General features: G+C 71.0%; 23 protein-coding genes. 17 read left to right on the top strand and 6 right to left on the bottom strand.

The genetic code is table 11. The annotated features are described in order from the left end of the window. Nucleotides 1-136: 136 nt before the first annotated feature. From OG885_RS13605 to OG885_RS13580, 6 genes are all read left to right on the top strand, one after another. On the top strand, nt 137-1,321 hold the full coding sequence (locus OG885_RS13605; RefSeq protein ID WP_405730719.1) for a spermidine/putrescine ABC transporter substrate-binding protein: 1,185 nt from the start codon (nt 137-139) through the stop codon (nt 1,319-1,321). Nucleotides 1,322-1,439: 118 nt separating this feature from the next. Further along, nucleotides 1,440-1,808: a sortase-dependent protein gene (locus OG885_RS13600; RefSeq protein WP_405730717.1), complete on the top strand. Its 369-nt coding sequence runs from the start codon at nt 1,440-1,442 to the stop codon at nt 1,806-1,808. Further along, nucleotides 1,805-2,416, top strand: coding sequence for a class F sortase (locus tag OG885_RS13595; RefSeq protein ID WP_405730715.1), 612 nt, complete (start codon nt 1,805-1,807; stop codon nt 2,414-2,416). The genes OG885_RS13600 and OG885_RS13595 overlap by 4 nt, the downstream gene beginning before the upstream one ends. Before the next feature lie 120 nt (nt 2,417-2,536). Beyond that, entirely contained in the window at nt 2,537-3,028 is a 492-nt protein-coding gene (locus tag OG885_RS13590; RefSeq protein ID WP_405730713.1) for an RNA polymerase sigma factor, read from the top strand. Then, entirely contained in the window at nt 3,012-3,473 is a 462-nt protein-coding gene (locus OG885_RS13585; protein WP_405730711.1) for a hypothetical protein, read from the top strand. The genes OG885_RS13590 and OG885_RS13585 overlap by 17 nt, the downstream gene beginning before the upstream one ends. A 31-nt stretch (nt 3,474-3,504) precedes the next feature. Next, nucleotides 3,505-4,026: a hypothetical protein gene (locus OG885_RS13580; RefSeq protein WP_405730709.1), complete on the top strand. Its 522-nt coding sequence runs from the start codon at nt 3,505-3,507 to the stop codon at nt 4,024-4,026. On the opposite strand, the gene OG885_RS13575 is transcribed toward OG885_RS13580, so the two are convergent. Further along, the gene (locus OG885_RS13575) at nt 4,019-5,155 is read right to left on the bottom strand and encodes a serine hydrolase domain-containing protein (RefSeq protein WP_405730707.1); all 1,137 of its coding nucleotides are present in this window, start codon (nt 5,153-5,155) and stop codon (nt 4,019-4,021) included. The two genes, OG885_RS13580 and OG885_RS13575, sit on opposite strands and share 8 nt — an antisense overlap. A gap of 186 nt (nt 5,156-5,341) precedes the next feature. On the opposite strand from OG885_RS13575, the gene OG885_RS13570 reads away from it, so the two are divergent. Further along, nucleotides 5,342-7,012 (top strand): RNA polymerase sigma factor, encoded by a 1,671-nt coding sequence (locus tag OG885_RS13570; protein WP_405730705.1) that lies wholly within the window; start codon nt 5,342-5,344, stop codon nt 7,010-7,012. Here the strand turns inward: OG885_RS13570 and OG885_RS13565 are convergent. Together OG885_RS13565 and OG885_RS13560 are read right to left on the bottom strand one after the other, a co-directional pair. Further along, nucleotides 7,001-7,690 (bottom strand): glycerophosphodiester phosphodiesterase, encoded by a 690-nt coding sequence (locus tag OG885_RS13565; protein ID WP_405730703.1) that lies wholly within the window; start codon nt 7,688-7,690, stop codon nt 7,001-7,003. The two genes, OG885_RS13570 and OG885_RS13565, sit on opposite strands and share 12 nt — an antisense overlap. Nucleotides 7,691-7,760: 70 nt before the next feature. Next, entirely contained in the window at nt 7,761-8,822 is a 1,062-nt protein-coding gene (locus tag OG885_RS13560) for an adenosine deaminase (protein WP_405730701.1), read from the bottom strand. A gap of 158 nt (nt 8,823-8,980) precedes the next feature. Here OG885_RS13560 and OG885_RS13555 point away from each other — a divergent pair, with 158 nt between their 5' ends. Continuing rightward, the gene (locus OG885_RS13555) at nt 8,981-10,060 is read left to right on the top strand and encodes a hypothetical protein (RefSeq protein WP_405730699.1); all 1,080 of its coding nucleotides are present in this window, start codon (nt 8,981-8,983) and stop codon (nt 10,058-10,060) included. Between the two features lie 35 nt (nt 10,061-10,095). Here the strand turns inward: OG885_RS13555 and OG885_RS13550 are convergent, their stop codons facing one another. Then, a complete protein-coding gene (locus OG885_RS13550) occupies nt 10,096-10,665 on the bottom strand; it encodes an NADAR family protein (protein ID WP_405730697.1) in 570 nt (189 codons plus the stop codon). A gap of 208 nt (nt 10,666-10,873) precedes the next feature. Between OG885_RS13550 and OG885_RS13545 the strand changes: the two genes are divergently transcribed. The 8 genes from OG885_RS13545 (at nt 10,874) to OG885_RS13510 (ending at nt 19,404) form a co-directional block, all read left to right on the top strand. Further along, nucleotides 10,874-12,418, top strand: coding sequence for a gamma-aminobutyraldehyde dehydrogenase (locus OG885_RS13545; RefSeq protein ID WP_405730695.1), 1,545 nt, complete (start codon nt 10,874-10,876; stop codon nt 12,416-12,418). Between the two features lie 57 nt (nt 12,419-12,475). After that, complete coding sequence (locus OG885_RS13540) at nt 12,476-13,723, top strand: spermidine/putrescine ABC transporter substrate-binding protein (protein WP_405730693.1); 1,248 nt, start codon at nt 12,476-12,478, stop codon at nt 13,721-13,723. Beyond that, the gene (locus OG885_RS13535; protein WP_405730691.1) at nt 13,720-14,883 is read left to right on the top strand and encodes an ABC transporter ATP-binding protein; all 1,164 of its coding nucleotides are present in this window, start codon (nt 13,720-13,722) and stop codon (nt 14,881-14,883) included. The genes OG885_RS13540 and OG885_RS13535 overlap by 4 nt, the downstream gene beginning before the upstream one ends. Continuing rightward, nucleotides 14,883-15,812: an ABC transporter permease gene (locus OG885_RS13530; protein ID WP_405730689.1), complete on the top strand. Its 930-nt coding sequence runs from the start codon at nt 14,883-14,885 to the stop codon at nt 15,810-15,812. Before OG885_RS13535 ends, OG885_RS13530 begins: the two co-directional genes overlap by 1 nt. Beyond that, a complete protein-coding gene (locus tag OG885_RS13525) occupies nt 15,813-16,613 on the top strand; it encodes an ABC transporter permease (RefSeq protein WP_405730687.1) in 801 nt (266 codons plus the stop codon). It begins immediately after the preceding gene. Between the two features lie 37 nt (nt 16,614-16,650). Beyond that, entirely contained in the window at nt 16,651-18,078 is a 1,428-nt protein-coding gene (locus OG885_RS13520) for an NAD(P)/FAD-dependent oxidoreductase (protein WP_405730685.1), read from the top strand. A gap of 140 nt (nt 18,079-18,218) precedes the next feature. Then, complete coding sequence (locus OG885_RS13515) at nt 18,219-18,671, top strand: hypothetical protein (RefSeq protein ID WP_405730683.1); 453 nt, start codon at nt 18,219-18,221, stop codon at nt 18,669-18,671. Nucleotides 18,672-18,891: 220 nt separating this feature from the next. Continuing rightward, complete coding sequence (locus OG885_RS13510; RefSeq protein WP_405730681.1) at nt 18,892-19,404, top strand: GntR family transcriptional regulator; 513 nt, start codon at nt 18,892-18,894, stop codon at nt 19,402-19,404. On the opposite strand, the gene OG885_RS13505 is transcribed toward OG885_RS13510, so the two are convergent. Together OG885_RS13505 and gabT are read right to left on the bottom strand one after the other, a co-directional pair. Then, entirely contained in the window at nt 19,346-20,185 is an 840-nt protein-coding gene (locus OG885_RS13505) for a phosphatase PAP2 family protein (protein ID WP_405742723.1), read from the bottom strand. The genes OG885_RS13510 and OG885_RS13505 overlap by 59 nt on opposite strands. 190 nt (nt 20,186-20,375) lie before the next feature. Next, complete coding sequence (gene gabT / locus OG885_RS13500; protein WP_405730679.1) at nt 20,376-21,710, bottom strand: 4-aminobutyrate--2-oxoglutarate transaminase; 1,335 nt, start codon at nt 21,708-21,710, stop codon at nt 20,376-20,378. Nucleotides 21,711-21,972: 262 nt separating this feature from the next. On the opposite strand from gabT, the gene OG885_RS13495 reads away from it, so the two are divergent. Beyond that, a complete protein-coding gene (locus OG885_RS13495; protein ID WP_405730677.1) occupies nt 21,973-24,402 on the top strand; it encodes an ATP/GTP-binding protein in 2,430 nt (809 codons plus the stop codon). The last annotated feature ends 79 nt before the right edge of the window (nt 24,403-24,481 follow it).

Genomic DNA, 24,481 nt, shown 5'->3' with positions numbered 1-24,481 from the left:
TGGGGGCTTGTCGCGCAGTTCCCCGCGCCCCTAGGGCGTTGCGGCCGACGGACGCGACAAGGTGTCTGGTGTGTCGCTCCCGGATTGACGCAGCGTCGATTGTCCGGCCAACGACGTGAGGGGCATGCTGCCGTGCATGTCCCTCACGCCGAAGTCGCTTTCCCGTCGGAACCTGTTGCGTGGCCTCGGGGGCGGTGTCCTGGGTGCCGGGCTCGCCGGATGTGGGGTGCCTGCCGCCTATGTGGCCCCGGGGGATCGGGCCGGTGCCGATCTCTCCGCCGATGACAAGAGGCTGGCCTGGGCGAACTGGCCGCTCTACATCGACACGGACGACGACGACACCACGAAGCGGCCGACGCTGGAGGCCTTCGAGAAGCGGACCGGGATCTCCGTCGACTATGTGGAGGAGATCAACGACAACGACGAGTTCTTCGGCAAGATCAGCCCCGCGCTGATGAACCACCAGGCGACGGACCGCGATCTGATCGTCATGAGCGACTGGATGTGCGCGCGCTTCGTCCGCCTCGGCTGGGTCCAGGAGATGGACCGGGCGAACCAGCCGAACGTCACCAAGTACCTGGACCCGCTGCTCCGTTCACCCGCCTTCGACCCGGGCCGGGCACACACCGTCCCCTGGCAGTCGGGCATCACGGGCATCGCCTACGACCACCGCCGCCTCGGACGCGAGATACGGCACGTCTCCGAGCTGTGGGACCGCGATCTCAAGGGCCGTGTGACCCTGCTGTCCGGCCTCGACGAGTCGTTCGCGCTGCTGATGCAGGGCAACGGCGTGGACATCACCAAGTGGACCGCCGACGACTTCCACCAGGTCTGCGACCAGGTCGAGAAGTACGTGCACAACGGCCAGATCCGCCGCTTCACCGGCAACGACTACACCAAGGACCTGGTCAGCGGTGACGTCCTCGCCTGCCAGGCCTACTCCGGCGACGTCATCCAGCTCCAGGCCGACAACCCCGACATCCGCTTCGTCGTCCCCGAGGAGGGCGCGGAGCTCTGGTCGGACTCGCTGATGATCCCCGACCTCGCCAGCCACAAGGCCAACGCCGAGCGCCTTGTCGACTACTACTACGACCCCGAGGTCGCCGCGGAGCTCGCCGGCTGGGTCAACTACGTCTGCCCGGTGCCGGACGCGAGGAACGTCCTCGCGTCCTCCAAGGACGAGGAGACGGCCGCGCTGGCCGAGAACACGCTGATCTTCCCGGACGACGAGATGCGTGAACGGCTCGTCATCGCACGGGACATCACGTCCGGCGAGCGGGTGGAGTTCTCCAAGCGGTGGAACGCGATCGTGGGGCTGTAGGCCCACCTCGGCGGCTTTGCCATCTCTTTACAACCCGCGCCGGGGCTGTCTCGTCTCTCCGCTCGATCCGTCACCCCGCCCGACCGACGGGCGGACGGACCGAGCAAGGGAGTCATCCATGCGTACAACTGTCCTGGGCGTAGCGGCACTTGCCTGTGCCGCCGTGCTGACCGGCGTGGCACCCGCCTTCGCCGACGGGGGGACCGCGACGCCGAGCCCCGTCCCGAGCGCCACGGCCGTGCCCAGTGCCGAGCCGAGTGCCGTTCCGAGCGAGGCGCCCAGTACCGAGCCGAGTGCCGAGCCGACCGTGGCGCCGTCCCCGGGGCAGGTCTCCGTCGTGCCCAGCGGGGCGCCGGACACCGGGGTGACCGCGCAGTCCTCGGGCAACGGCGGGGGCGCGCTCGTCGGCGGGGGCGCCGCCGCGGCCGTCGTACTGGGTGGCGGTGCCGTCGTGCTCGTACGGCGTCGGCGGGCGCACGGGGCATGAGTCCGCTCTCGCGGCGGGCGTTCGCCCTCGCGGCTCCGGGCGTGCTGCTGGTGGGCTGCGGTGGTCAGGAGGGCGGGGCCGGGAGCGGCGCTTCCGCCGCGCCGTCGACCGTCGCCACCTCGCCGACCGCCAAGTCGGATGCGGGGAAGGGGAGTTCGGCGCCGGTACGGCTGCGGATCCCGGCCATCGACGTCGACACCCCGGTCATCCGGCTCGGCCTCGCCCAGGACGGCAGCGTGCAGGTGCCGCCGATCACGGCCCATGACCGGGCCGGCTGGTACGAGCACTCGCCGGTGCCGGGACGGACCGGGCCGTCGGTGATCCTCGGCCATGTCACGGTCGGTTCCTACGGCGACGGCGTCTTCCGGCGCCTCGGGGCGCTGCGGCGCGGCGACCGGATCACCGCGCGGCTGGCGGACGGGACCGAGGCCGGGTTCGCCGTCACCGCCGTACGGACCGTCGCCAAGTCCGACTTCCCGGCCGACGAGGTGTACGGCGACGTCGACCGGCCGGAGCTGCGGCTCATCACCTGCGGAGGGCCGCGGACCGGTGACGGATACCTCGACAACGTGATCGTCTTCGCCGCGTCGAGCGCCACGACGTCCTGATGCCCGAGATCCCGCCCCGTCGGAACGCGTGCCGACGGTTCGGGGTCTTGACCCGTGAGCCCGTGAGCCCGTGAGCCCGTGAGCCCGTGAGCCCATGAAGTCCCCCCACTCTGGAGAACGTTGAAACGGTCCCGCGAGAAGGCAGCGTCCGAGCTGTTCGCCGCCCTCTATCCACGCCTCGCCGGCTGGTGCCGTCGGCTGGTCGACGACGACGAGACGGCCCACGAGATCGCCTCGGAGGCGTTCACCCGGCTGTGGGCGCGCTGGACGGCGGTGGACGAACCCCAGGGCTTTCTCTACGTCACCACGGCGAACCTCGTCCGGGACCACTGGCGCAAGCTGGAGCGCGAGCGCCGGGCCGTACGCCGGGCGACCACGGAGGCGGAGCTCAGCGCCCCGCCCGAACAGGCCGACCCCTCGGTACGGTTGCTCGTCCAGTCGCTGCCGGAACGGCTGCGTGTCCCGATCCTCCTGCACTACTACGCCGACATGCCGATCCGGGAGGTGGCGATGCTGACCGGACGCAAGGAAGGAACCGTCAAGGCGGACCTCCACGCGGCCCGCGAACTGCTCCGCGCCCATCTGAGGAGGAGTCTTGACCACACCCGCTGACGACGGCCCGGACGTCGATCTCGGTTCCGAGGGCTTCGGCCCCGACGACCCGCTCGTCCTCATGCTGCGTCCGTCGACCGAGTATCTCGGTCCGCCTCCCGGGCGCTACGAGGCCGTCCGGCGCGGCGCCGCGCGTCGCAAGCTGTTGCGTGCCGCCGCCGGGGTCGGGCTGGTGGGTGTCGTAGCCGCACTCGTCGTACTGCCACTGCGCCTCGCGGCTCCCGACGACCCCGCGTCTCCCACCGTCCCGCTCGCGCCGCCGCCCGCGAGCAGCCCCGCGCGCGACTCCGCGACGCCGACGCAGGCACCGCCGCAGGCACCGACGCCGACGCCGTCGCCGTCCGAGCCGGTGGGGACCCCGTATCCCTCGCCCAGCGCTGTGCCGTCGCACGTCGGGACGACCGTGCCGAGCGTCGCCCCCTCGGAGCCCCCGACCTCTTTTTGAACATGTTCAACTCCAGGCGTACGCTCCTCCCATGAGCGACAGAGCCGCCCTGCTCAAGGGCATCCGTGCCTGGTTGGTCCTCTTCGTCATCTGCCTGGTGCTCAGCGGCGCCACGGCCTTCCCCCTCGTCCACGAACTGCGCTGGACGGAGCAGCTGCTCAGCCATCTGCCCGCGCCCGACGCCCTGACGGACTGGATCACCCGGGTCCGTCAGGGGCTCGACACGGCCGACGCCGACTACCCCTTCCTCCTCTACGGCACCGACTGGCTCGCCTTCGCGCACCTCGTGATCGCGGTCGCCTTCTACGGCCCCTATCGCGACCCGGTCCGCAACATCTGGGTCGTCGAGTTCGGGATGATCGCCTGCGCCGGGATCGTTCCGCTCGCGCTGATCTGCGGGCCGGTCCGCGGGATCCCGTTCTGGTGGAGCGTGATCGACATGGCGTTCGGGGTGTTCGGGGTCGTACCGCTGTATGTCGTACGGCGGAAGATCAAGCGGCTGGAGGCGATGACGGCCGTGACTCCCGAGACCGTACCCGCGCTCGCTACTTGAGCGCCGCCGCGATGATCCGTTCGATGACCGGGTTCGGCCCCTCGTCCTTGGCGTCGGTGTCGCCCACCGAGTAGACGACGGTACGGCGCAGATCGCGGGTCGCGGCGAGCGCGGTGCTGTAGCCGTAGCGCGCCCCGGTCTTGAACCAGTAGACCCGGTCGCCCACCGCCATGCGCTGGAGCCCGGCGCTGAAGGTCGCGCCCTCGATGTGCGCCGGGACCGTGAACATCTCCTCCAGCTGCGGTCCCGGCAGGATCCGGCCCCGGAAGAGCGCGTGCAGCAGCCGCTCCAGGTCGGCGGTCGTCGAGATCATGTCGCCGGCCGCCCAGCGGTCCGCCTGGTTCCACTCGGTGACGTCGACGAGGGTCGTCGTCCCGTCGGCCGCCGTCATCCGCTGGTAGCCGCGGTTGTGCGGGCCGTGGATGCGGGGGTCGGTGCCGGGGAAGTACGTGTCGTGCAGGCCGGCCGGGCGCAGTACGCGCCGTGTGGCCTCGGTGGCGTAGGAGTGGCCCGTCACCTTCTCGATCAGCAGGCCGAGGACCGTGTAGCTGATGTTGAGGTACTGCTGCCGCGTCCCCGGCGTGAACTCCGGCCCCTTCGCGATCGCCGACGCCACGACCTGCTGCGGGGGCAGCGTGTCGAAGCGGTGGGCGTACGGGTCGTCGAAGCCGTCGCCCGGCTTGATGCCGCTCGTGTGGGTGAGCAACTGCCGTACGGAGATCGGGTCGAAGGCGGGGGTGAACAGGCCCGGGAGGTAGCGCTGGACCGGGGTGTCGAGGTCGAGGCGGCGCTCGGCGGCCAGGTGCAGGACGGTGGCCGCGGTGACGACCTTCGTCGTGGACCCGGCCCGGAAGCGGGCCCTCGGGTCGGCCGCCCGTCCGCTCTCCAGGTCGTGCACACCGGAGCTGCCCCGCCAGCTGCCGTCGCCGCCGCCGATCCGCACGAGGGCGGCGGTCGCGTCGGCGTCCGGGAGCCCGGCGATGGCGGCGCGGAGGGCCTCGGCGTCGGGGGCGTTTCGTGGAGAGGCCCTTTGCGCGGAGGCGGAGGCGGCGGCGGAGGCCGGGCTGGTCAGGGCGCCGGCGCCCACGGCGAGGGCTGCGGTCAGGAGGGTTCTGCGAGGAAGAGTCATGGTGGCGAGGGTGTCAGGATCCGACGGCATGTCGAGCAACAGTGCCTGCAAATAGGGGAGTTGAGCGGGTGTTCCCCTAGGGGCCCAAAAAGTGTTATCGGGGATCGCCGAGTCCCGTCTCCACCCGGGAGTGCTCCACCCGGGACGAATGAGAGGGTGGACCGATCTCGGACCCGGAAGGACGACGTGGACACGCGGGAGTGGCGCGACACCATCGCGGCGGCGCAGGCCGGTGACCGGCAGGCGCTGGACGAGCTGGTCGCGGGCTGGCTGCCGCTCGTCTACAACATCGTCGGCCGCGCCCTGAACGGCCATGCCGACGTCGACGACGTCGTGCAGGAGACGATGCTGCGGGCCGTCGGCAACCTCGGTTCCCTGCGCGACCCGGACAGCTTCCGGTCCTGGCTCGTCGCGATCGCCATGCGCCAGATACGCGACCGGGCCCGGCGCCGGACCGCGCCCGCCCCGCTGGCCGAGACCGCCGCGGGCGACGCCGCCGACTTCGCCGAACTCACCGTGCTGCGGCTCCAGTTGGAGGGGCAGCGGCGCGAGGTCGCGGAGGCGGTGCGCTGGCTCGACGACGAGGACCGGCAGTTGCTGTCGCTGTGGTGGCTGGAGGTCGCGGGCGAGCTGACCCGGCGCGAGCTGGCGGCGGCGGCCGGGATCAGCCGACAGCACGCGGCCGTGCGTGTCCAGCGGTTGAAAGAGCGGGTGGAGACCGCGCGCGGCATCGTCCGTGCCCTCGACGGCGCCTGCCCGGACCTGCGCGAACTCGCCGGCCGCTGGGACGGCCGCCCCGACTCCGTCTGGCGCAAGCGCCTCGCCCGGCACATCCGCGGCTGCGGCTACTGCGGTGACACCCGCGAGACCGTCGTACCGGCCGAACGCCTCCTCGTCGGCATCGCCCTCGTTCCGCTCCCCGTCGGCTTCACCCTCTCGCTGGCCCTCGGCGGCAAGACGGCGGCAGCGGCGGCGGGTGCCGCGGGGGCCGCCTCGGTGGGCTGGTCCGCCAAGGTGATGGCCGCGCTCACCCAGCCCGCCGTCGCGGTGACCGCGGGCGCCACGATCGTGGCGGGTGGCGCCTACGTCGTCGTACAGACCCCCGAGGACCCGCCCCCACGCGCGGTCTCCAGCCCCACGGCCGCGAGCACGGCCCGCCCCCCGGCCGTCCCCTCGACGTCGCCTTCGGCGACACCGTCCCCCTCTCTGTCCCCGTCGCCGACGCAGAGAAAGGTCGACCTGTACGGCACGGTCGTCGACGCCGTCGACGCGGCTCCCGATCCGGACGCGCGGCCGGCGGCGCTGCCGCGCCGGCCCGAGGCCGGGATCACCAGCAGCTGGGGCGCGAAGGCGGTCATGCAGCACCGCGGGGAGACGGTGACCCTCAGCGGGCAGGGGTACGTCCTGGTGCGCTGGCAGATCGCCCCGCAGGACCGGTCGGGCAGTCTGGCCATGCCCACCTGGACCGCCCTCAAGGGCAAGCTCTTCCATGTCGCCTCGGCGGGCGGCCGCCGGATGGACGACCCCACCGGGCCCGACACCACCGGCATGGGCGGCCCGGACACCGGATACACGGTCCTGCCGGCCGGCACCCAGCAGATGTGGCAGAACGAGTACTTCTACCTCGACGGCAGCGTCGACCTGACCGTCAACGAACGCGGCGCCTCCTACGGTCTGACCGTCTTCCCCTCCAGCTGGGAGGCGGCGGACCAGGACATCAACTACGGCCCCCCGCAAGGCGCGATCCGCTACGGCCTGGTCCGCGACAACGGCGAGGACACGGCGCCGGTACCGCAGTACGTCACCCGCGCGACCCCCGCCGATCGGGCGAAGGTGGCGCAGCGCTCACGCCTGTAGGTCGCGCAGGGCGCAGAGGGCGTCGACGCGGTTCGTCGTGATCGAGTCGACGCCGGCGGCGATCAGACGGCGCATCGAGCGGACCGTGTCGGGTGTCCACACGGAGAGCCGGTAGCCGTCGCGGTGGACGCGGTCGGCGAGGGCCTTGTCGACCAGCGGGAAACGGTAGTTGAGCCAGCGGGGGCGTACCGCGTCCAGCAGCACGGGGCGCGGCGGGGCCAGGGACGTCCAGGTCAGCGCGATCTCCGCGGCCGGGTCCGCGGCGCGTACGGCGAGCATGGCGGGGGCGCCCGCGCAGTAGTACACGCGGTCCTCGGCCCCGGCCTCCCGTACGACGTCCATCACCCGGCGGGCCGCGCGGACGTCGGGCGTGCCGGGGAGGTCGAGCATCAGCCGGGCGCCGTCGGTCTTGCCGAGGGCCTCCGTCAGCGTCGGCACTCTGCCGTCCGTGAGGCCGTGGACCTCGGCGGCCGACAGGGACAGCAGCGGGCGGTCGTGCTCCCACAGCCGCTTCAGGGTGGCGTCGTGCAGCAGCACGGGGACGCCGTCCCGGGTGAGGCGTACGTCGACCTCGACGGCGTCCGCGCCCAGGTCGAGCGCGGAACGCAGGGAGTCGAGCGTGTTCTCACGGACGCGGTAGGGGTCGCCCCGGTGGGCCACTGCGGTCAGCTTCTGCATGCGTCCATTGTGGTGGGCGGGAGGGATGCCGTGCCGTCGGCTGAGGTCGGCTGAGGTCGGCTCAGGTCGCTCAGGGGGCGAGCCATGCCTCCGTGTACGTGTCGATCTCCTCCTTGATGCGGGCCTTGCCCGGCGCGTCGAGGAAGGAGACGTCGACCGCGTTCTTGGCGAGCTTCGCCAGACCCCGCTCGTCGAGGTCGAGGAGGCGGGCGGCGACCGCGTACTCGTTGTTGAGGTCGGTGCCGAACATGGGCGGGTCGTCGGAGTTGATGGTGACGACGATCCCGGCCTTCACGAACTCCTTGATGGGGTGCTCGTCGAGCGTGCGCACCGCGCGGGTGGCGATGTTGGAGGTCGGGCACACCTCCAACGGGATCCGCTCCTCCGCGAGATGGGCGAGGAGCTTCGGGTCCAGGAAGGAGTTCGTGCCGTGCCCGATGCGCTCGGCACGCAGGTGGGTGAGGGCGTCCCACACCGTCTCCGGACCGGTCGTCTCACCGGCGTGCGGGACCGAGTGCAGGCCGGCTGCGATCGCCTGGTCGAAATACGGCTTGAACTGCGGGCGCGGTACGCCGATCTCGGGGCCGCCGAGTCCGAAGGAGACCAGGCCCTCCGGGCGCAGCCGGTCGTCGGTGGCCAGCCGCGCGGTCTCCTCGGCGGAGACGAGGCCCGCCTCGCCGGGGATGTCGAAGCACCAGCGCAGCACGGTCCCGAACTCGGCCTCGGCCGCCTTGCGGGCGTCCTCGATCGCCTCCATGAACGCCTTCTCGTCGATGCCGCGACGGGTCGAGGAGAACGGCGTGATGGTCAGTTCGGCGTAGCGCACCTGCTGCCGGGCCAGATCACGCGCGACCTCGTACGTCAGCAGACGTACGTCCTCCGGTGTGCGGATCAGGTCGACGACGGACAGGTACACCTCGATGAAGTGGGCGAAGTCCGTGAAGGTGAAGTAGTCGGCCAGGGCCTCCAGATCGCTGGGGACCCTGGAGTCGGTGTGCCGGGCGGCCAGTTCCGAGACGATCCGGGGAGAGGCGGAGCCCACGTGGTGGACGTGCAGTTCGGCCTTGGGCAGCGACGCGATGAAGGCGTGCAGGTCGCGCGGGATGCTGGGGTCGACAAGGCGGTCGGTCAAGGTTCCTCCCCGGAACGGCGCCCTCGGCCGGCGTGCGGCGTGCGGCGGGCGCGGGTGATCGGCTGATCGATGACTCGGGGATCATCGTAGGCCGCCCCGGCGTCGGGGTGACGGCGGCCGTAGCATGACGGGACATCCGAACCGAGGGGATCGCACGCATGTCCGACGAGGCGCAGACACCGGACCCGATCCGGGACCGGTCGACTCCGCCACCGGCCCCCAAGGTGGGGCTGGGGAAGCCGGACGGGGCGGGTGCGCCGGACGGGGTGGGGGCGTCCGTCGCGGGGACGCCGGTCGAGCGGGACCCGTGGGCGCCGCCGGCCGGTGACGCGGGAGCGATGCCCACGGTGTCCGCGGAGGAGGTGCCGCTGTCGGGGGAGGGCTCGGCTTCGCCGGGTGGCGCGGGTGGCGCGGGTGGTCCGGGTAGTCCGGGCGACGTGAGTGTCCCAAGTGGTCCGGGGGGCCCTGGTGGCACCGTCGTATCCAACGGCCCTCTCTCCTGGCCGCCTCCCTCCGTGCACGACCAGCGGACGGTCACGTCGATGCCGGGGGCGGACGGGACGACCTCGGGTGCCGCCTCCACGCCGACGCCCGACGGCGGAACACCCGCGCCGCAGCCCTGGGCCAACCCCTTCGCCGCGCCGAGCGGTCCGGCGACCGGCCCCACACCTGACCCGGCCAACCCCTTCGCCCCGCCGCACGCGACGGCTCAACCGGCCGGTACAGCCCAGCCGAACCCGTTCGCCCCGCCGCACGCCGGGCCCACGCCGAACCCCTTCGCCCCTCCCACCGGCCCGACCGGCCCCGCCCCCTACGCCCCGGACGCGGCGTCCGTCCCCCCGCCGCCCATCGCCCCCGACGGCCCCGGACAGCTGCCCTACGGCTATCCCGGCGGCGGCTACGGCTACCCCGGTCAGCCGCAGGGTTACCCGGCGCAAGCCCAGGGCTACCCCGGCCATCCTCAGGGGTACTACGGCTGGCCCGGCATGCAGCCCCTGCCCGCCAACGGCATGGGCACCGCCGGGCTTGTGCTCGGCATCCTCTCGGCGATCGTCTTCTGCCTGTGGCCGGTGGCCATCATCCTGGGCATCCTGGGCGTGATCTTCGGCTCGATCGGCCGCGGCAAGGCGAGCAAGGGCATGGCCACGAACCCCGGTCAGGCTCTGGCCGGGATCATCTGCGGAGCCGTGGGGATCGTGCTGGGCGTCGGGATGCTCGTCGTGCTGGCAGTCACCTAGGGACCTCGGCCCCTCCGGTACACGCCGGACAGGCTCTAGCCGCCCACCGCTTCAGCTCGCAGCCGCCCCCGCGCCTCCATCAGCGCGAACCCCAGCAGGTTCGGCCCCCGCCACCGCTCCGGGTCCAGCGCGCCCTCGTCCGTCGCCGCGAGGCCGATGCCCCACACCCGGTCCACGGGGCTGGCCTCGACGAGGACCCGCTCGCCGGTGTTCAGCAGGAACTCCCGCAGCCGCGCGTCCGAGGCGAACTTGTGCACGCTGCCCTCGACGACGATCCCGAAGCGCTCACGCTCCCAGATCGCGTTGTCGAAACCCCGTACCAGCCGCCCCTCCTTCTTCGCCACGGACGGATGCCCGGCGGCCAGGATCCGCCGCTCCGCCTCCGCGTCACCGAAGAGCCGTGCCTTGCCGGCCATCATCCAGTGCTCCGCGGTCGCGTAGGTCACTCCGTCCACCACGAACGGTGACGGCCACCACTGGCTCAGACAGCTCGCGCCGATCCGGCCGTCGGGCAGGGGCCGGTGTCCCCAGAAGTGCAGGTACTTGATCCTCGCCCCCTCCACGACCGCCCTGACCAGCGCGTCCCGAGAATCGATCTTCGTCATGCATGCGAGTCTGGCAGGCGCCACTGACACTCCGTCCTTCCTTTTCCGTTCTCGCTCGACACCTGGTCGACAGATTCCGTCGCGTAACCAAAAGGCAACAACGGAATCACTTGTTGGACGACACTTGCTCTGTCAGGATCGGCACTCAAATCGAGCTGGAGCTACGCCCACCGCCTGTGAACACGGGCCGGCGGCGGAGGAGAGCGACATGCACAACCCGGCCAGTGTCACCCCCCACCCCTCGGAGCGGTTCCCCGCGCAGGAGCGCCTCGCGGTCGGCGCGCAGTTCATCGCGGGCCGACTGACCAAGGGGAACTCGGGTCGTACACACGCCGTCGTCGACCCGTCGACCGGCGAGGAGGTGTACACCTACGAGCTGGCCGGCCCGGCGGACGTGGACGCGGCGGTCGCCGCCGCCCGTGCGGCGTTCCCCGGCTGGGCCGCCACGACACCCGGCGAGCGCTCGGACGCACTGCATCGATTCGCCGCCGTCCTCGCCGAGCGGGCCGAGGAATTCGCCCGCGCGGAGTCGCTCCAGTGCGGCAAGCCGCTGAAGCTGACGCGTGAGTTCGACGTCCCGGGGACGATCGACAACACCGCCTTCTTCGCGGGCGCCGCCCGGCATCTCCAGGGGCAGTCCGCCGGGGAGTACTCCGGTGACCACACGTCGTACGTACGGCGGGAGCCGATCGGTGTCGTGGGGTCCATCGCGCCCTGGAACTACCCCCTGCAAATGGCCGCCTGGAAGATCCTTCCGGCCGTCGCCGCCGGCAACACCGTCGTGCTCAAGCCCGCCGAGCTCACGCCCCTGACCTCGCTGCTGTTCGCGCAGGCCGCCACCGACGCCGGTATCCCGGACGGTGTCATCAACGTCGTCACGGGGACGGGGAAGGAGGCCGGTGAGCATCTCGTCGGCCATCCCGACGTCGCCATGACCTCCTTCACCGGCTCCACCGCTGTCGGCAAGCGCGTCGCCGAGGTCGCCACCGCGACCGTCAAGCGGATCCACCTGGAGCTGGGCGGCAAGGCTCCCTTCCTCGTCTTCGACGACGCCGACCTCGACGCCGCCGTCAACGGCGCCGTCGCGGGCGCGCTCATCAACACCGGCCAGGACTGCACGGCCGCCACGCGCGCGTACGTGCAACGGCCGCTCTACGAGGCCTTCGTCGAGAAGACGGCCGCCCTCATGGAGACCGTGCGGCTGGGTGATCCCTTCGCCGCCGACACCGACCTCGGCCCGCTCATCTCGCATGTGCAGCGGGACCGGGTCGCCGCCTTCGTCGACCGTGCGCGTGCCTACGCGCGCGTGGTCACCGGCGGCGAGGCACCGGAAGGGGAGCTCGCCAAGGGCGCCTACTACCGGCCCACCCTGGTGGCCGACGCCGCCCAGGGCAGCGAGATCGTCCAGTCCGAGCTGTTCGGGCCGGTCCTCGTCGTCCTTCCCTTCGACAGCGACGACGAGGGGATCGCGCTCGCCAACGACACCCCGTACGGTCTCGCCGCCTCCGCCTGGAGCCGGGACGTCTACCGGGCCAACCGGGCGACCCGCGAGATCAAGGCCGGGTGTGTGTGGGTCAACGACCACATCCCGATCATCAGCGAGATGCCTCACGGCGGATACAAGGCGTCCGGCTTCGGCAAGGACATGTCCTCGTACTCGTTCGAGGAGTACACCCAGATCAAGCACGTCATGTTCGACAATACGGCGGTAGCCAGGAAGGACTGGCACCGCACGATCTTCGGGGACCGGTAGCAGTAGCAGGCAGGCCGTCCGACCGCGGCCGAATCCTCCCGAAAGGGCACCACGCGCATGGAGCAGTACGAGCCCGACCGCCTGAGCCCGGCCCAAGTGGCCGCCATGCGGCGCAGCTTCCGCAATGGCCGGGCCGCCATGACCCGGCGGTCCCTGCTGCGCGCCTCCGCGGGCGGCGCGCTCGCGGTCGGCGGCCTCGGGGCGCTGACCGGCTGCGGCATCCCCGCGGCCGGCAACACCCAGGGCGGCGTCTCCGCAGAGGACCACTCGGCCAAGGAGAAGGTCGTCAACTTCTCCAACTGGACCGAGTACATCGACGTGGACGAGAGCGAGAAACACCACCCCACGCTCGACCAGTTCAAGCAGCGGACCGGTATCTCGGTCAAGTACACCGAGGACATCAACGACAACGTCGAGTTCTTCGGCAAGATCAAGCCGCAGCTGGCGGCGGGCCAGGACACCGGGCGCGACATCATCGTCCTCACCGACTGGCTCGCGGCCCGGCTGATCCGCCTCGGCTGGGTGCAGAAGCTCGACTCGTCGAACCTTCCGCACGCCTACGCCAACCTGTCGGCCCAGTTCCGCGACCCCGACTGGGACCCGGGACGCGCCTACAGCTACGTATGGCAGGGCATCTCGACCGTCATCGCCTACAACAAGAAGGCGCTGGACGGTGTGGAGGTGAAGTCGGTCTCCGACCTGCTCGACAACCCCAAGCTCAAGGGGCGTGTCGGCTTCCTCTCCGAGATGCGCGACAGCGTCGGCATGACCCTGCTCGACATGGGCAAGGACCCCGCGAAGTTCACCGCCGACGACTACGACGCGGCGATCGCCCGGATGCAGAAGGCCGTCGACAAGGGCCAGATCCGCCGCTTCACCGGCAACGACTACACGTCGGACCTGACCAGCGGCGACTTCGCGGCCTGTATCGCCTGGGCCGGCGACGTCGTACAGCTGAAGGCCGACAGCCCGGACATCGACTTCATCATCCCGGACAGCGGATACATGACGTCGACCGACAACTTCCTGATCCCCAACAAGGCCCGGCACAAGACGAACGCCGAGCGGCTCATCGACTTCTACTACGAGCCGAAGCCGGCCGCCGAGCTCGCCGCGTACATCAACTACGTGACGCCGGTCGACGGGGTGAAGGCCGAGCTGGAGAAGCTCGACCCGGATGCGGCGAACAACCCGCTGATCATCCCGGACAAGGCCATGGCCGCGAAGTCCCACGCCTTCCGCTCACTGAGCTCGAAGGAAGAGACCGAGTTCGAAGAGAAGTTCGCGAAGCTGACTGGGGCGTGACCACCGTGACGAACAAGAACGAAACCGGCGGGGACGTCCGCCTCTCGGGCATCAGCAAGACGTACGACAACGGCTTCACCGCCGTACAGCCGCTGGACCTGACCGTGCCGCAGGGCTCCTTCTTCGCCCTGCTCGGCGCCTCCGGCTGCGGCAAGACCACCACCCTGCGGATGATCGCGGGCCTGGAGGAGCCGACGACCGGCACCGTGTTCCTCGGCGACCAGGAGGTCACCCACCTGCCGCCCTACAAGCGGCCGGTGAACACCGTCTTCCAGTCCTACGCCCTGTTCCCGCACCTCGACATCTTCGAGAACGTCGCCTTCGGCCTGCGCCGGCGCGGCATCAAGAGCGTGAAGAAGCAGGTCGAGGACATGCTGGAGCTCGTGCAGCTCGGTGAGCAGGCCCGCAAGAAGCCGCACCAGCTCTCCGGCGGCCAGCAGCAGCGCGTCGCCGTCGCCCGCGCGCTCATCAACCACCCCAAGGTGCTTCTCCTCGACGAGCCCCTCGGCGCCCTCGACCTCAAGCTGCGCCGCCAGATGCAGCTGGAGCTCAAGCGCATCCAGACCGAGGTCGGCATCACCTTCGTGCATGTCACGCACGACCAGGAGGAGGCCATGACCATGGCCGACACGGTCGCCGTGATGAACGCGGGGCGGGTGGAGCAGCTCGGCTCGCCCAACGATCTCTACGAGAACCCCAACACCACCTTCGTCGCCAACTTCCTCGGCACCTCCAACCTCATCGAGGCCGAGGTCGACTCCAAGAGCGGCGACGACATCGTCCTCAAGGCCGGCGGCGGCAAGCTCGTGCTGCCCGAGGCGCGCTGTTCCGCGCCCACCACGACCGGCGGCAAGGTGCTGGTCGGCGTCCGCCCGGAGAAGATCTCCCTCACCCACGCCGACGACGCGGGCGAGATCCCCGAGGGCCGCAACCGCATCACCGGCAAGATCGCCCACAGCAGTTTCATCGGCGTCTCCACGCAGTACGTCATCGACAGCGCGGTCTGCCCCGAGTTCGAGGTCTACGCCCAGAACATCGAGCGGGACTCCCGGCTCGTGCCCGGCGCCGACGTCGTCCTGCACTGGAGCCCGGCCCACACCTTCGGCCTCGACGCCGCCCAGGACATCGACGCGGGCATCCAGGAAGAGGCTGCGGTCTGATGGCGACCCTCACCGAGGCGCCCCCGCCTCTCTCCCCGACCGCACCGGAGAAGAAGCCGCCCCGCAGGCGCGGCCGGCTCGTGCCGTACTGGCTGCTGCTGCCCGGCATGCTCTGGCTGGTCGTCTTCTTCGCGCTGCCGATGGTCTACCAGGCCTCCACGTCCGTGCAGACGGGCTCCCTGGAGGAGGGCTACAAGGTCACCTGGCACTTCGCCACCTACTGGGACGCCCTGTCCGAGTACTGGCCGCAGTATCTGCGCTCGATCCTGTACGCGGGCTCCGCGACGATCCTCTGTCTGATCCTCGGCTATCCGCTCGCGTACCTCATCGCCTTCCGGGCGGGCCGCTGGCGGAACCTGATCATGATCCTGGTGATCGCGCCGTTCTTCACCAGCTTCCTGATCCGCACCCTCGCCTGGAAGACGATCCTCGCGGACAGCGGCCCGGTCGTCGGGGCGCTCAACACCCTGCACGTCCTGGACGTCACCAGCTGGCTCGGCTGGACCACCGGCGACCGGGTGCTGGCCACGCCGCTGGCGGTCGTCTGCGGTCTGACGTACAACTTCCTGCCGTTCATGATCCTGCCGCTGTACACCTCGCTGGAACGCATCGACACCCGCCTCCACGAGGCCGCAGGCGACCTGTACGCCAAGCCGATCACCACGTTCCGCAAGGTGACCTTCCCGCTGTCGATGCCGGGCGTCGTCTCCGGCACGCTGCTGACGTTCATCCCCGCGGCCGGTGACTACGTCAACGCGGACCTGCTCGGCTCGACCGACACCCGCATGGTCGGCAACGTCATCCAGTCCCAGTTCCTGCGCATTCTGGACTACCCGACGGCGGCGGCGCTCTCCTTCATCCTGATGGCCGCCATCCTCGTCATGGTCACGGTCTACATCCGCCGGTCCGGAACGGAGGATCTGGTTTAAATGGCCTTCGTCAACTGGCTCAAGCGCAATTTCGTCGTCATCGCGGGACTGCTGACGCTCGGATATCTCCTGCTGCCGAACGTCGTCGTCACGGTGTTCTCCTTCAACAAACCGAAGGGGCGCTTCAACTACGAATGGCAGCAGTTCTCCACGGACGCCTGGAAGGACCCGTGCGGCGTCGCCGACATGTGCGGCTCGCTGTCGATCAGCCTCCAGATCGCGGCCCTCGCGACGATCGGCGCCACCATCCTCGGCACGATGATCGCCTTCGCCCTGGTCCGCTACCGGTTCCGCGCCCGCGGCGCCGTGAACTCGCTGATCTTCCTGCCGATGGCGATGCCCGAGGTCGTCATGGCCGCCTCGCTGCTCACCCTGTTCCTCAACATGGGCGCCCAGCTGGGCTTCTGGACGATCCTCATCGCCCACATCATGTTCTGCCTCAGCTTCGTCGTGACGGCGGTGAAGGCACGCGTGATGTCGATGGACCCGAGGCTGGAACAGGCGGCCCAGGACCTCTACGCCGGGCCGTTCCAGACCTTCGTCCGGGTCACTCTCCCCATCGCCGCCCCCGGAATCGCGGCCGGCGCGCTGCTCGCCTTCGCGCTCTCCTTCGACGATTTCATCATCACCAATTTCAACGCGGGCTCGACCGTCACGTTCCCCATGTTCGTCTGGGGCTCGGCACAGCGCGGCACACCCGTTCAGATCAATGTGATCGGTACGGCCATGTTCCTCGTCGCCGTCCTGCTCGTCCTGACCTCTATGGTCATCACCAATCGCCGTAACAAGCAAAAGGCATAAGCCTTTACTGCGTAACGCCCTGTAGGGAGTTGAAATCATGGCCCCGAGCGCCATGAGCCGTGGCAGTCATTCGATCAAGGCACTTTCCGAAGCCCAGCCGGTCCCGTACTGGCTGGACGACCCCGGCAAGCCCCACCCCGAGCCCGCGCTCACCGGCCCCGAGACCTGCGACCTCCTGGTCGTCGGCGGTGGCTACAGCGGACTGTGGACCGCGCTCCTCGCCAAGGAGCGCGACCCGCGACGGGACGTGGTCCTGCTGGAAGGCCGCGAGGTGGGCTGGGCCGCCTCGGGCCGCAACGGCGGCTTCTGCGCCGCCTCCCTCACCCACGGTCTGGGCAACGGGCTGACCCGCTGGCCGGACGAGATCCACAAGCTGGAGGAGCTGGGCGCCCGCAACCTCGACGAGATCGAGGAGGCGGTCGCCCGCTACTCCCTGGACTGCGACTTCGAGCGCACCGGCGAGATCGACGTCGCCACCGAGACGTACCAGGCGTGGGAACTGCGCGACTGGTACGAGGAGATGGAGCGCGAGGGTCTCGCCGAGGGCGTGGAGTTCCTGGACGCGGAGGCGGTGCGGGAACAGGTCGACTCGCCGACGTTCCAGGCGGGGCTGTACGACCGCCGAGGCGTCGCCATGCTCAACCCGGCGAAGCTCGCCTGGGGTCTGAAGCGGGCCTGCGTCGACCTCGGCGTCCGTGTCTACGAGCACACGCCGGCCCTGACCCTGAAGCCGTACGGCGCCGGCATGGCCGTACGCACCCCCTACGGGTCGGTCCGCGCCCGCAAGGTCGCGCTCGGCACCAACATCTTCCCCAACCTGGTCAAGCGGGTGCGCTCGTACACCGTCCCGGTCTACGACTACGCGCTGATGACCGAGCCGCTGAGCGACGACCAGCTCAAGGAGATCGGCTGGAAGAACCGGCAGGGCCTCGGGGACTCGGCCAACCAGTTCCACTACTTCCGGCTCTCCGCCGACAACCGGATCCTGTGGGGCGGTTACGACGCCGTCCACCACTACGGCGGCCGGGTGCGCGCCGAGTACGACGACCGGCCGGAGACCTACGCCAAGCTCGCCGACCACTTCTTCACCTGCTTCCCCCAGCTGGAGGGCGTCCGCTTCACGCACGCGTGGGGCGGCGCGATCGACACCTGCTCGCGCTTCTCGGCCTTCTTCGGCACCGCCCACCACGGCAACGTCGCCTACGCGGCGGGCTACACGGGCCTCGGTGTCGGTGCGACCCGGTTCGGCGCGGACGTGATGCTGGACCTGCTGGACGGCGAGGTCACCGAGCGGACCTCCCTGGAGATGGTCCGCAAGAAGCCGCTGCCCTTCCCGCCCGAGCCGTTCGCCTGGACCGGCATCGCGCTGACCAAGTGGTCGCTGGCGCGCGCGGACTCGCACGGTGGGCGGCGCAATCTGTGGCTGAAGACCATGGACCGGCTGGGCCTGGGCTTCGACAGCTGACGCCCGTTCTCACGGGGCGCATTGGGCGTGTGATCCAGTTCACTCCAACAAGGTGCCGAAACCCGCGTAATGCCTGACCGGGACCTCCCTCTCCCTCGTGGACGCGCTCCGCGTCCACGGAGGAAAAGGGAGGTCCCCTCATGACTGGGGCGAAGACGGCGGTCGAGTGGCTGGCATCCGTGGCTCCGGATCCCGAGGCCTGCCGCTGGGAGTGGGAGCGCAACCCCCTCGGGGTCGCGCTGCTGCCCGCCGGCAAGGCCTGGGACGTGCTCATCCTGCCGGGCGAGCTCGGCTACCCCACGCTCGACGTCCTCACCCGCATCATCGACCAGCCCGGTCCGGTGCTGGTCGACTTCGGTGACGCGCGGATGGGATTCCTCGTGCCGCCCGGCACGGCCGCGCGCTGGGTCGGCACGGGCATCCGCACGGCCGGTGCGGGCACCTGGATCGTCGTGCCGTATCCCGGACGCGCCACCGGCGGGGTCCGCTGGCTGGTCCCGCCCGACGGCTCGGGCACCCTGACCGACCCGGCGCTCCTCGAACTGGCGATGCACGAGGCGGCGGCCGCTCTGGCCACCGACGACGAAGGCTGATCCCGCCCGAAGAGCGCACTGTCACGCGGGCTGTCACATTCCCCCTTCCCGACAGCACACCGTGACACCGTGACGGCTCTTCACGCGTCCTTCGTCCGACATCTCGTCGGCCGCCCGTGCGGCCGACGCGGACCACTGCTCGAAGAGGCTGCCCCGGGCTGCCCCGGGACGACTACTTTGATACGGCCGGAATCCTGACGACGCGAAGGAGCCGGGCCGTATGACCGACATAGACAGCCAGTTCCTGCGCGGCCTGTTCGACGAGGAAGGCAGCCTGTACGCGGGGCGCGGGACGGCGCTGTACCGCCTCTACGGCGTCGAGGGCCTGCTGTACGTCGGCATCTCGACCTGTCCGCTCACCCGTGTCCGCACCCACCTGCGCGACAAGCCGTGGGGTCCCGATGTCATCGGCATCAGGATCGAGTACCCGGCCGACGCGGCGGAGGCCGAGCGGCACACCATCCGGTCCGAGCGGCCCCGCCACAACGGCACGTACAACGGCCGCCCCGAGGAGATCTGGACCCGGCTGGCCGACCGTCTCCGCGCCGACATCACGGCGGGCCGGATGCTCCCGGGCGAACGGCTGCCGAGCCCGAGGAGGCTCGCCGCGGCGGAGGGCGTCGCGGTGTGGGTGGGTGAGCGCGCCTACCAGGTCCTCAGGGAACGCGGGCTGGTCAGGGCCGTTCCGCGGAAGGGCTGGGTGGTGGCCGCCGGTCGGGACCGCGCCGGCTGAGGAAGAGCCACAGCGCCCCGAGCAGCACCGCGCACAGGAACCAGCTGGCGACGACGTCCAGCGGCCAGTGGTAGCCGCGGCGGACCAGCCCGAAGGAGACGCCGAGCACGGCGAGGGCGCAGAGCGCGACGAGGGTGCGGCGGGCCCACGCGGTCCGCAGCCACGGCAGGAGCAGCAGCGTCGCGGAGCCGTAGGCGACGGCGGCCGTGGCGGTGTGGCCCGAGGGGTAGTAACCGGGGCCGGGCGGCATGACGTGGGTGCCGTGGCGGCCGGTGAGTTCCTTGAGCGGGATGATCAGCGCCGGGACCAGGGCCATCAGAACGGCCGCGGCGAGCGGCGCCACCCACCAACGGTCCGTGCCCATGCGCCGGGCGCGCAGAGCCACGTACACCAGGCCGACTCCGAGGACCGGCACCGCCACCTGGATGTCGCCCAGGTCGGCGAGGAGTTCGGAGGCGCGGTCCGGGTGGAGGAGGGCGCGGCTGACGCGCTCGTCCAGGCGAAGCAGGGGGCCGTCGGCCATGACCTGCCAGGTGATCAGCGCGAAGATGAGGGCCGGAAGCCCGAGAAGGAGAGAGGACCCGAGAAAGGAGGTCGGCCGCCCCGGAACAGGGGGGGTGGTTCCGGGGCGGCCGTCCGGACCGGATCGTCGCGCGCCCCGGGGGGTTTGGGGCGCGTGACCGTCCGATCGGTGAGGAGATCCGGAGCCGGAGGCTCCGGTTGTGTGCGCGAGGGCACGACCAGGTCGAAGCTGGGGAGGCCCCGGCCTGATGTCGCCCACAGTCCCCTGTGGGCGGGGTGTATCTCTCATCTGGGTAGAACCTACGGCAGCGAGTGGGGGTACGACAGCCGGAATCGGGTCCTGCCATGCACCCCGCACACCTTCTTCACACCCTCTGCCGTCGGCCGCCCCAGACCCGGAATCCGCTGTGCGTTCACGCCTGGGGCGGCTGTGAAAGATGGGGGTTCGCTCAGATACGGGCGAAGGCCTGCTCGATGATGTCGAGGCCCTCGTTGAGGAGGTCCTCGCCGATGACGAGCGGGGGCAGGAAGCGCAGCACGTTGCCGTAGGTGCCACAGGTGAGGACGAGCAGACCCTCCTGGTGGCAGGCCTTGGCGAGGGCGGCGGTGGCCTCCGCGTGCGGCTCCTTGGTGGCGCGGTCCTTCACCAGCTCGATGGCGATCATCGCGCCACGGCCGCGGACGTCACCGATGAGGTCGAACTTCTCGGCCATGGCCCCGAGGCGGGCCTTCATGATCGCCTCGATGTTCTTCGCCCTGGCGTTGAGGTCGAGCTCCTTCATCGTCTCGATGGAGCCGAGCGCACCGGCACAGGCGACGGGGTTGCCGCCGTACGTACCGCCCAGGCCACCGGCGTGCGCGGCGTCCATGATCTCGGCGCGGCCGGTCACGGCGGCGAGCGGCAGACCGCCCGCGATGCCCTTGGCGGTGGTGATCAGGTCCGGGACGATCCCCTCGTCCTCGCACGCGAACCACTGACCGGTACGGCAGAACCCGGACTGGATCTCGTCGGCGACGAAGACGATGCCGTTGTCCGCGGCGAACTTGCTGATCGCCGGCAGGAAGCCCTTGGCCGGCTCGATGAAGCCGCCCTCGCCGAGCACCGGCTCGATGATGATCGCGGCGACGTTGTCCGGGCCGACCTGCTTGGTGATCTGGTCGATGGCCTGCGCGGCGGCCTCGGGACCGGCGTTCTCGGCACCGGTCGGCCAGCGGTAGCCGTAGGCGACGGGCACGCGGTACACCTCGGGCGCGAACGGCCCGAAACCGTGCTTGTACGGCATGTTCTTCGCCGTCAGCGCCATGGTGAGGTTCGTACGCCCGTGGTACCCGTGGTCGAACACGACGACGGCCTGCCGCTTGGTGTACGCACGCGCGATCTTGACGGCGTTCTCGACGGCCTCGGCGCCGGAGTTGAACAGAGCGCTCTTCTTGGCGTGGTCACCGGGGGTCAGCTCGGCGAGAGCCTCGGCGACCTCCACGTACCCCTCGTACGGCGTGACCATGAAACAGGTGTGGGTGAAGTCGGTGAGCTGGGCGCTCGCGCGGCGTACGACGGCCTCGGCGGAGGCGCCGACGCTGGTCACCGCGATGCCGGAGCCGAAGTCGATGAGCCGGTTGCCGTCGACGTCCTCGATGATGCCGCCGCCCGCCCGCGCGGTGAACACGGGCAGCACCGAGCCCACGCCCTGCGCGACCGCTTCCAGGCGGCGGGCCTGCAGCTCCTGCGACTTCGGGCCGGGGATGGCGGTGACGATCCGGCGCTCCTGCGGAAGTGCGCTCATGAGGGGCTCCTGGGGGTGTTGCGGATGCTTTCTTGTCTTTTCTCGCAGGCTAGGGCGGGGAGCGGGGGGTGGGCATGCTCCATGTGGGCGGTTTCCGGGGCACCGGTTGTCCGTGGTGGACATAGCGGAGACCCGGGCGGGCCTCGCACCGCCGGGCGTCCGGGAAAGGCGGCAGCGGCCGCGTAAGCGGTGAACTCCCCTTGCGGGGGCGTTAGATTGGCCGCTGATGGTGGACGGAACGGCTGGTCAGGGAGCAGGGGCGATGGACAGCGACGGGACGCAGGACGCTCGGGGTACGCATGCGAACCCGGTGCCGCGTCCGGCGGGACCACCGGACGCGCCGCGGGTGCCGCCGCAGCCGGGGCAGAGCCCGGGTGCGCTGGTGGCCAACTGGCTGAACGAGAAGCGGCCCGCGGCGGAGCCCGGTATCTGGCGGTTCGGGTACCAGCGGCCGAAGGCGGCCCGGAAGGCCGAGCGGCTCTCCCCGGTGACCGTCGCGGGCATGCTGATCCCCCTCGTCGTCGGGCTCGTGGTCTGGTCGTTCTGGCGGCGGGGCGAGGTGCCGTACGAGTTCACGGTGCTCCGGCTGTTCACCCCGGACGACTGGTGGTGGGGCGGCACGCTGGCGTCCCCCAAGCAGCTGACGGGGGAGGCGGTGCCGTATCCGGGCGTGGAGGCGCTGGAGGTCTACAGCGGTGTCTCCTTCGCCGTTCTCGTGTACGTGGTGATCCGGCTCGGTGGCTGGGCGGTCGTCGCCCGGCACTTCGTCGGCCGCAAGGCTCAGCCCGCGCGGGCCCTCTTCGCCGCCCTCGGCGCGCTCGTCGCGCTCAGCCTCGTCTTCCCGGACTCCTTCCCCGTCGTCGGCTGGGACCTCGTGCCCGTCGTCACCCCGCTGTTCTCCCTGCTCGTGCTGATCACCGACGGGTACGGGGTGTACGAGTCGCCGTCCAGACAACTGCTCGACACGGTCGTCGTCCTCCTCGTCCTGTGGCCCTTCGCCCGGCTCGGCGCCTGGCTGCCGCTGGCCCGGACCTGGCTCGCCGACCGGCGCCGCGCAGCGCACGGCCAGGACCCGGCCGGGGTGACCGAACAGCCCCGCGCCCGCTGGCCCGAGCTCCGCGAGGCCGGCCAGCACCAGGCCGCCGAGCTGCTGGCCGCCGAACTGCTCGCCGGGCGGATGAACGACGTGGACTGCGCCCGCATCGAACGCGGCTGGACCCGGGCCCGACGGCTGGGCCGGCTCGCCGACTTCACGGACACGGTCCTCCGGCAGGGCGCCGCCGCCTTCACCCACCCCTCGGGCGCCCGCGACCTCACCCACCGCGCCGCCCGCCACGACCTGCTCACCGGGCAGGTCCGCATCGGCCGCTGGACCGAGGCCGAGCGCACCCCCCTGGCGTACGGCGGGATCGGCGCCGCCCTCGGCCCGGAGACCCTGCGCACCTCGCTGCTGGTCGTCGGCCCGTCCGGCGCCGGCAAGACCCGGCACGTGATCGCCCCGGTCACCGAGGCCCTGACCCTCCAGGCCCTCACCGGGAGCTGCGCCGTCGTCGTGGTGGGCGGCGCCGGCACCCCGCTCGGGCCCGACACCGCCTACGACGTGGTCGTCCGCGTCGGTGACCCCGCCTCGGTGCACGACCTCGACCCCTACGCCGAGGTCGACGACCCCGACGAGGCGGCCGGGTTCCTCGCCGAGGCGCTGGCCGGCGACCTCGACGGCACGGGCGCCGAGCGCGCCGTACGGCCTCTCGCCCAGCTGCTGGGCCCCTACCGGGCCGCGTACGGCCGCTTCCCGAGCCTGCCCGTCCTGCGGGAGCTGCTGGAGGGCGACCCCGCCACCCTCGCCGAGCTGCGCGACCGGCTGGCCGGCGACCGGCACGCGGCGATGCGCCGTGAGCTGGACGCCCGCGTCCGGCAGGCCGGCGCGCCCGGCGACCCGGGCCCGGCACTCGCCGACCGGCTCGCCCTGCTCGACCGGCCGGCCTTCGACGGCTTCTTCGGCTCGGGCGGCGGCACGGTCCCCTCCGACGGCTCCGGTAGCGACACCCTCCGTCCGTTCTCCCTGCGTGCCGTCGCCCATCACCCGCTGCGGGTCCGTATCGATCTGCCCCGGCACGGCCACGAGGAGGCCGCGCGGCTGATCGCCCGGCTGGTGCTGGCCCAGTTCGCGCGGGTCGCCGAGGAAGGCGAAGGCACCCGCGACCACTTCGTGAGCCTCGTCCTCGACGACGCCACCGGCACGATCACCCCCGGGTCGCTGCGCCGGATCCAGCGGCTGCGCTCGCGGAACGCCGGAGTGGTGCTGGCGCTGCGCTCGGTCTCCGATGTCCCCGAGACCCTGCACGGGCCGCTGTACGGGGCCGTCGGCTGCCGGATGGCCCTGTCCGGGGTGACCACCTGGGACGGCGGCCGCTTCGCCGAGGCCTGGGGCACGGAGTGGGTGGAGACCAAGGACGTCGCCCAGCACACCGTCTTCGCCGACCAGCCGATGACCCGGGTCATGCACGCCCTGCGCAAGCTGGTCACCGGCAAGGCCGTCACCACGGAGGCCGTGACCGTGCGGCAGGTCGAGCGGGAGCGCTGGTCCGCGTCCGAGCTGGCGCACGCGGTGCCGCCCGGGCACGCGGTGCTGTCGCTGACCGACGTCAACGGGGAGCACACCCCGCCGCTGCTGGTGGACCTCAGGGGCTGAAGGGGACCGTACAGTGAGGCAGAATCGGCACAGGCTGTTCATACACGGCGGCCAAATGATCACGCCGGCTTCACCTCAC

The organism is Streptomyces sp. NBC_00028 (assembly GCF_045041065.1).
In the GTDB taxonomy this organism is placed as follows: Bacteria; Actinomycetota; Actinomycetes; order Streptomycetales; family Streptomycetaceae; genus Streptomyces.
Note: the sequence above shows the minus strand (reverse complement) of the source record. Positions and strands in the feature narration are given on the sequence as shown.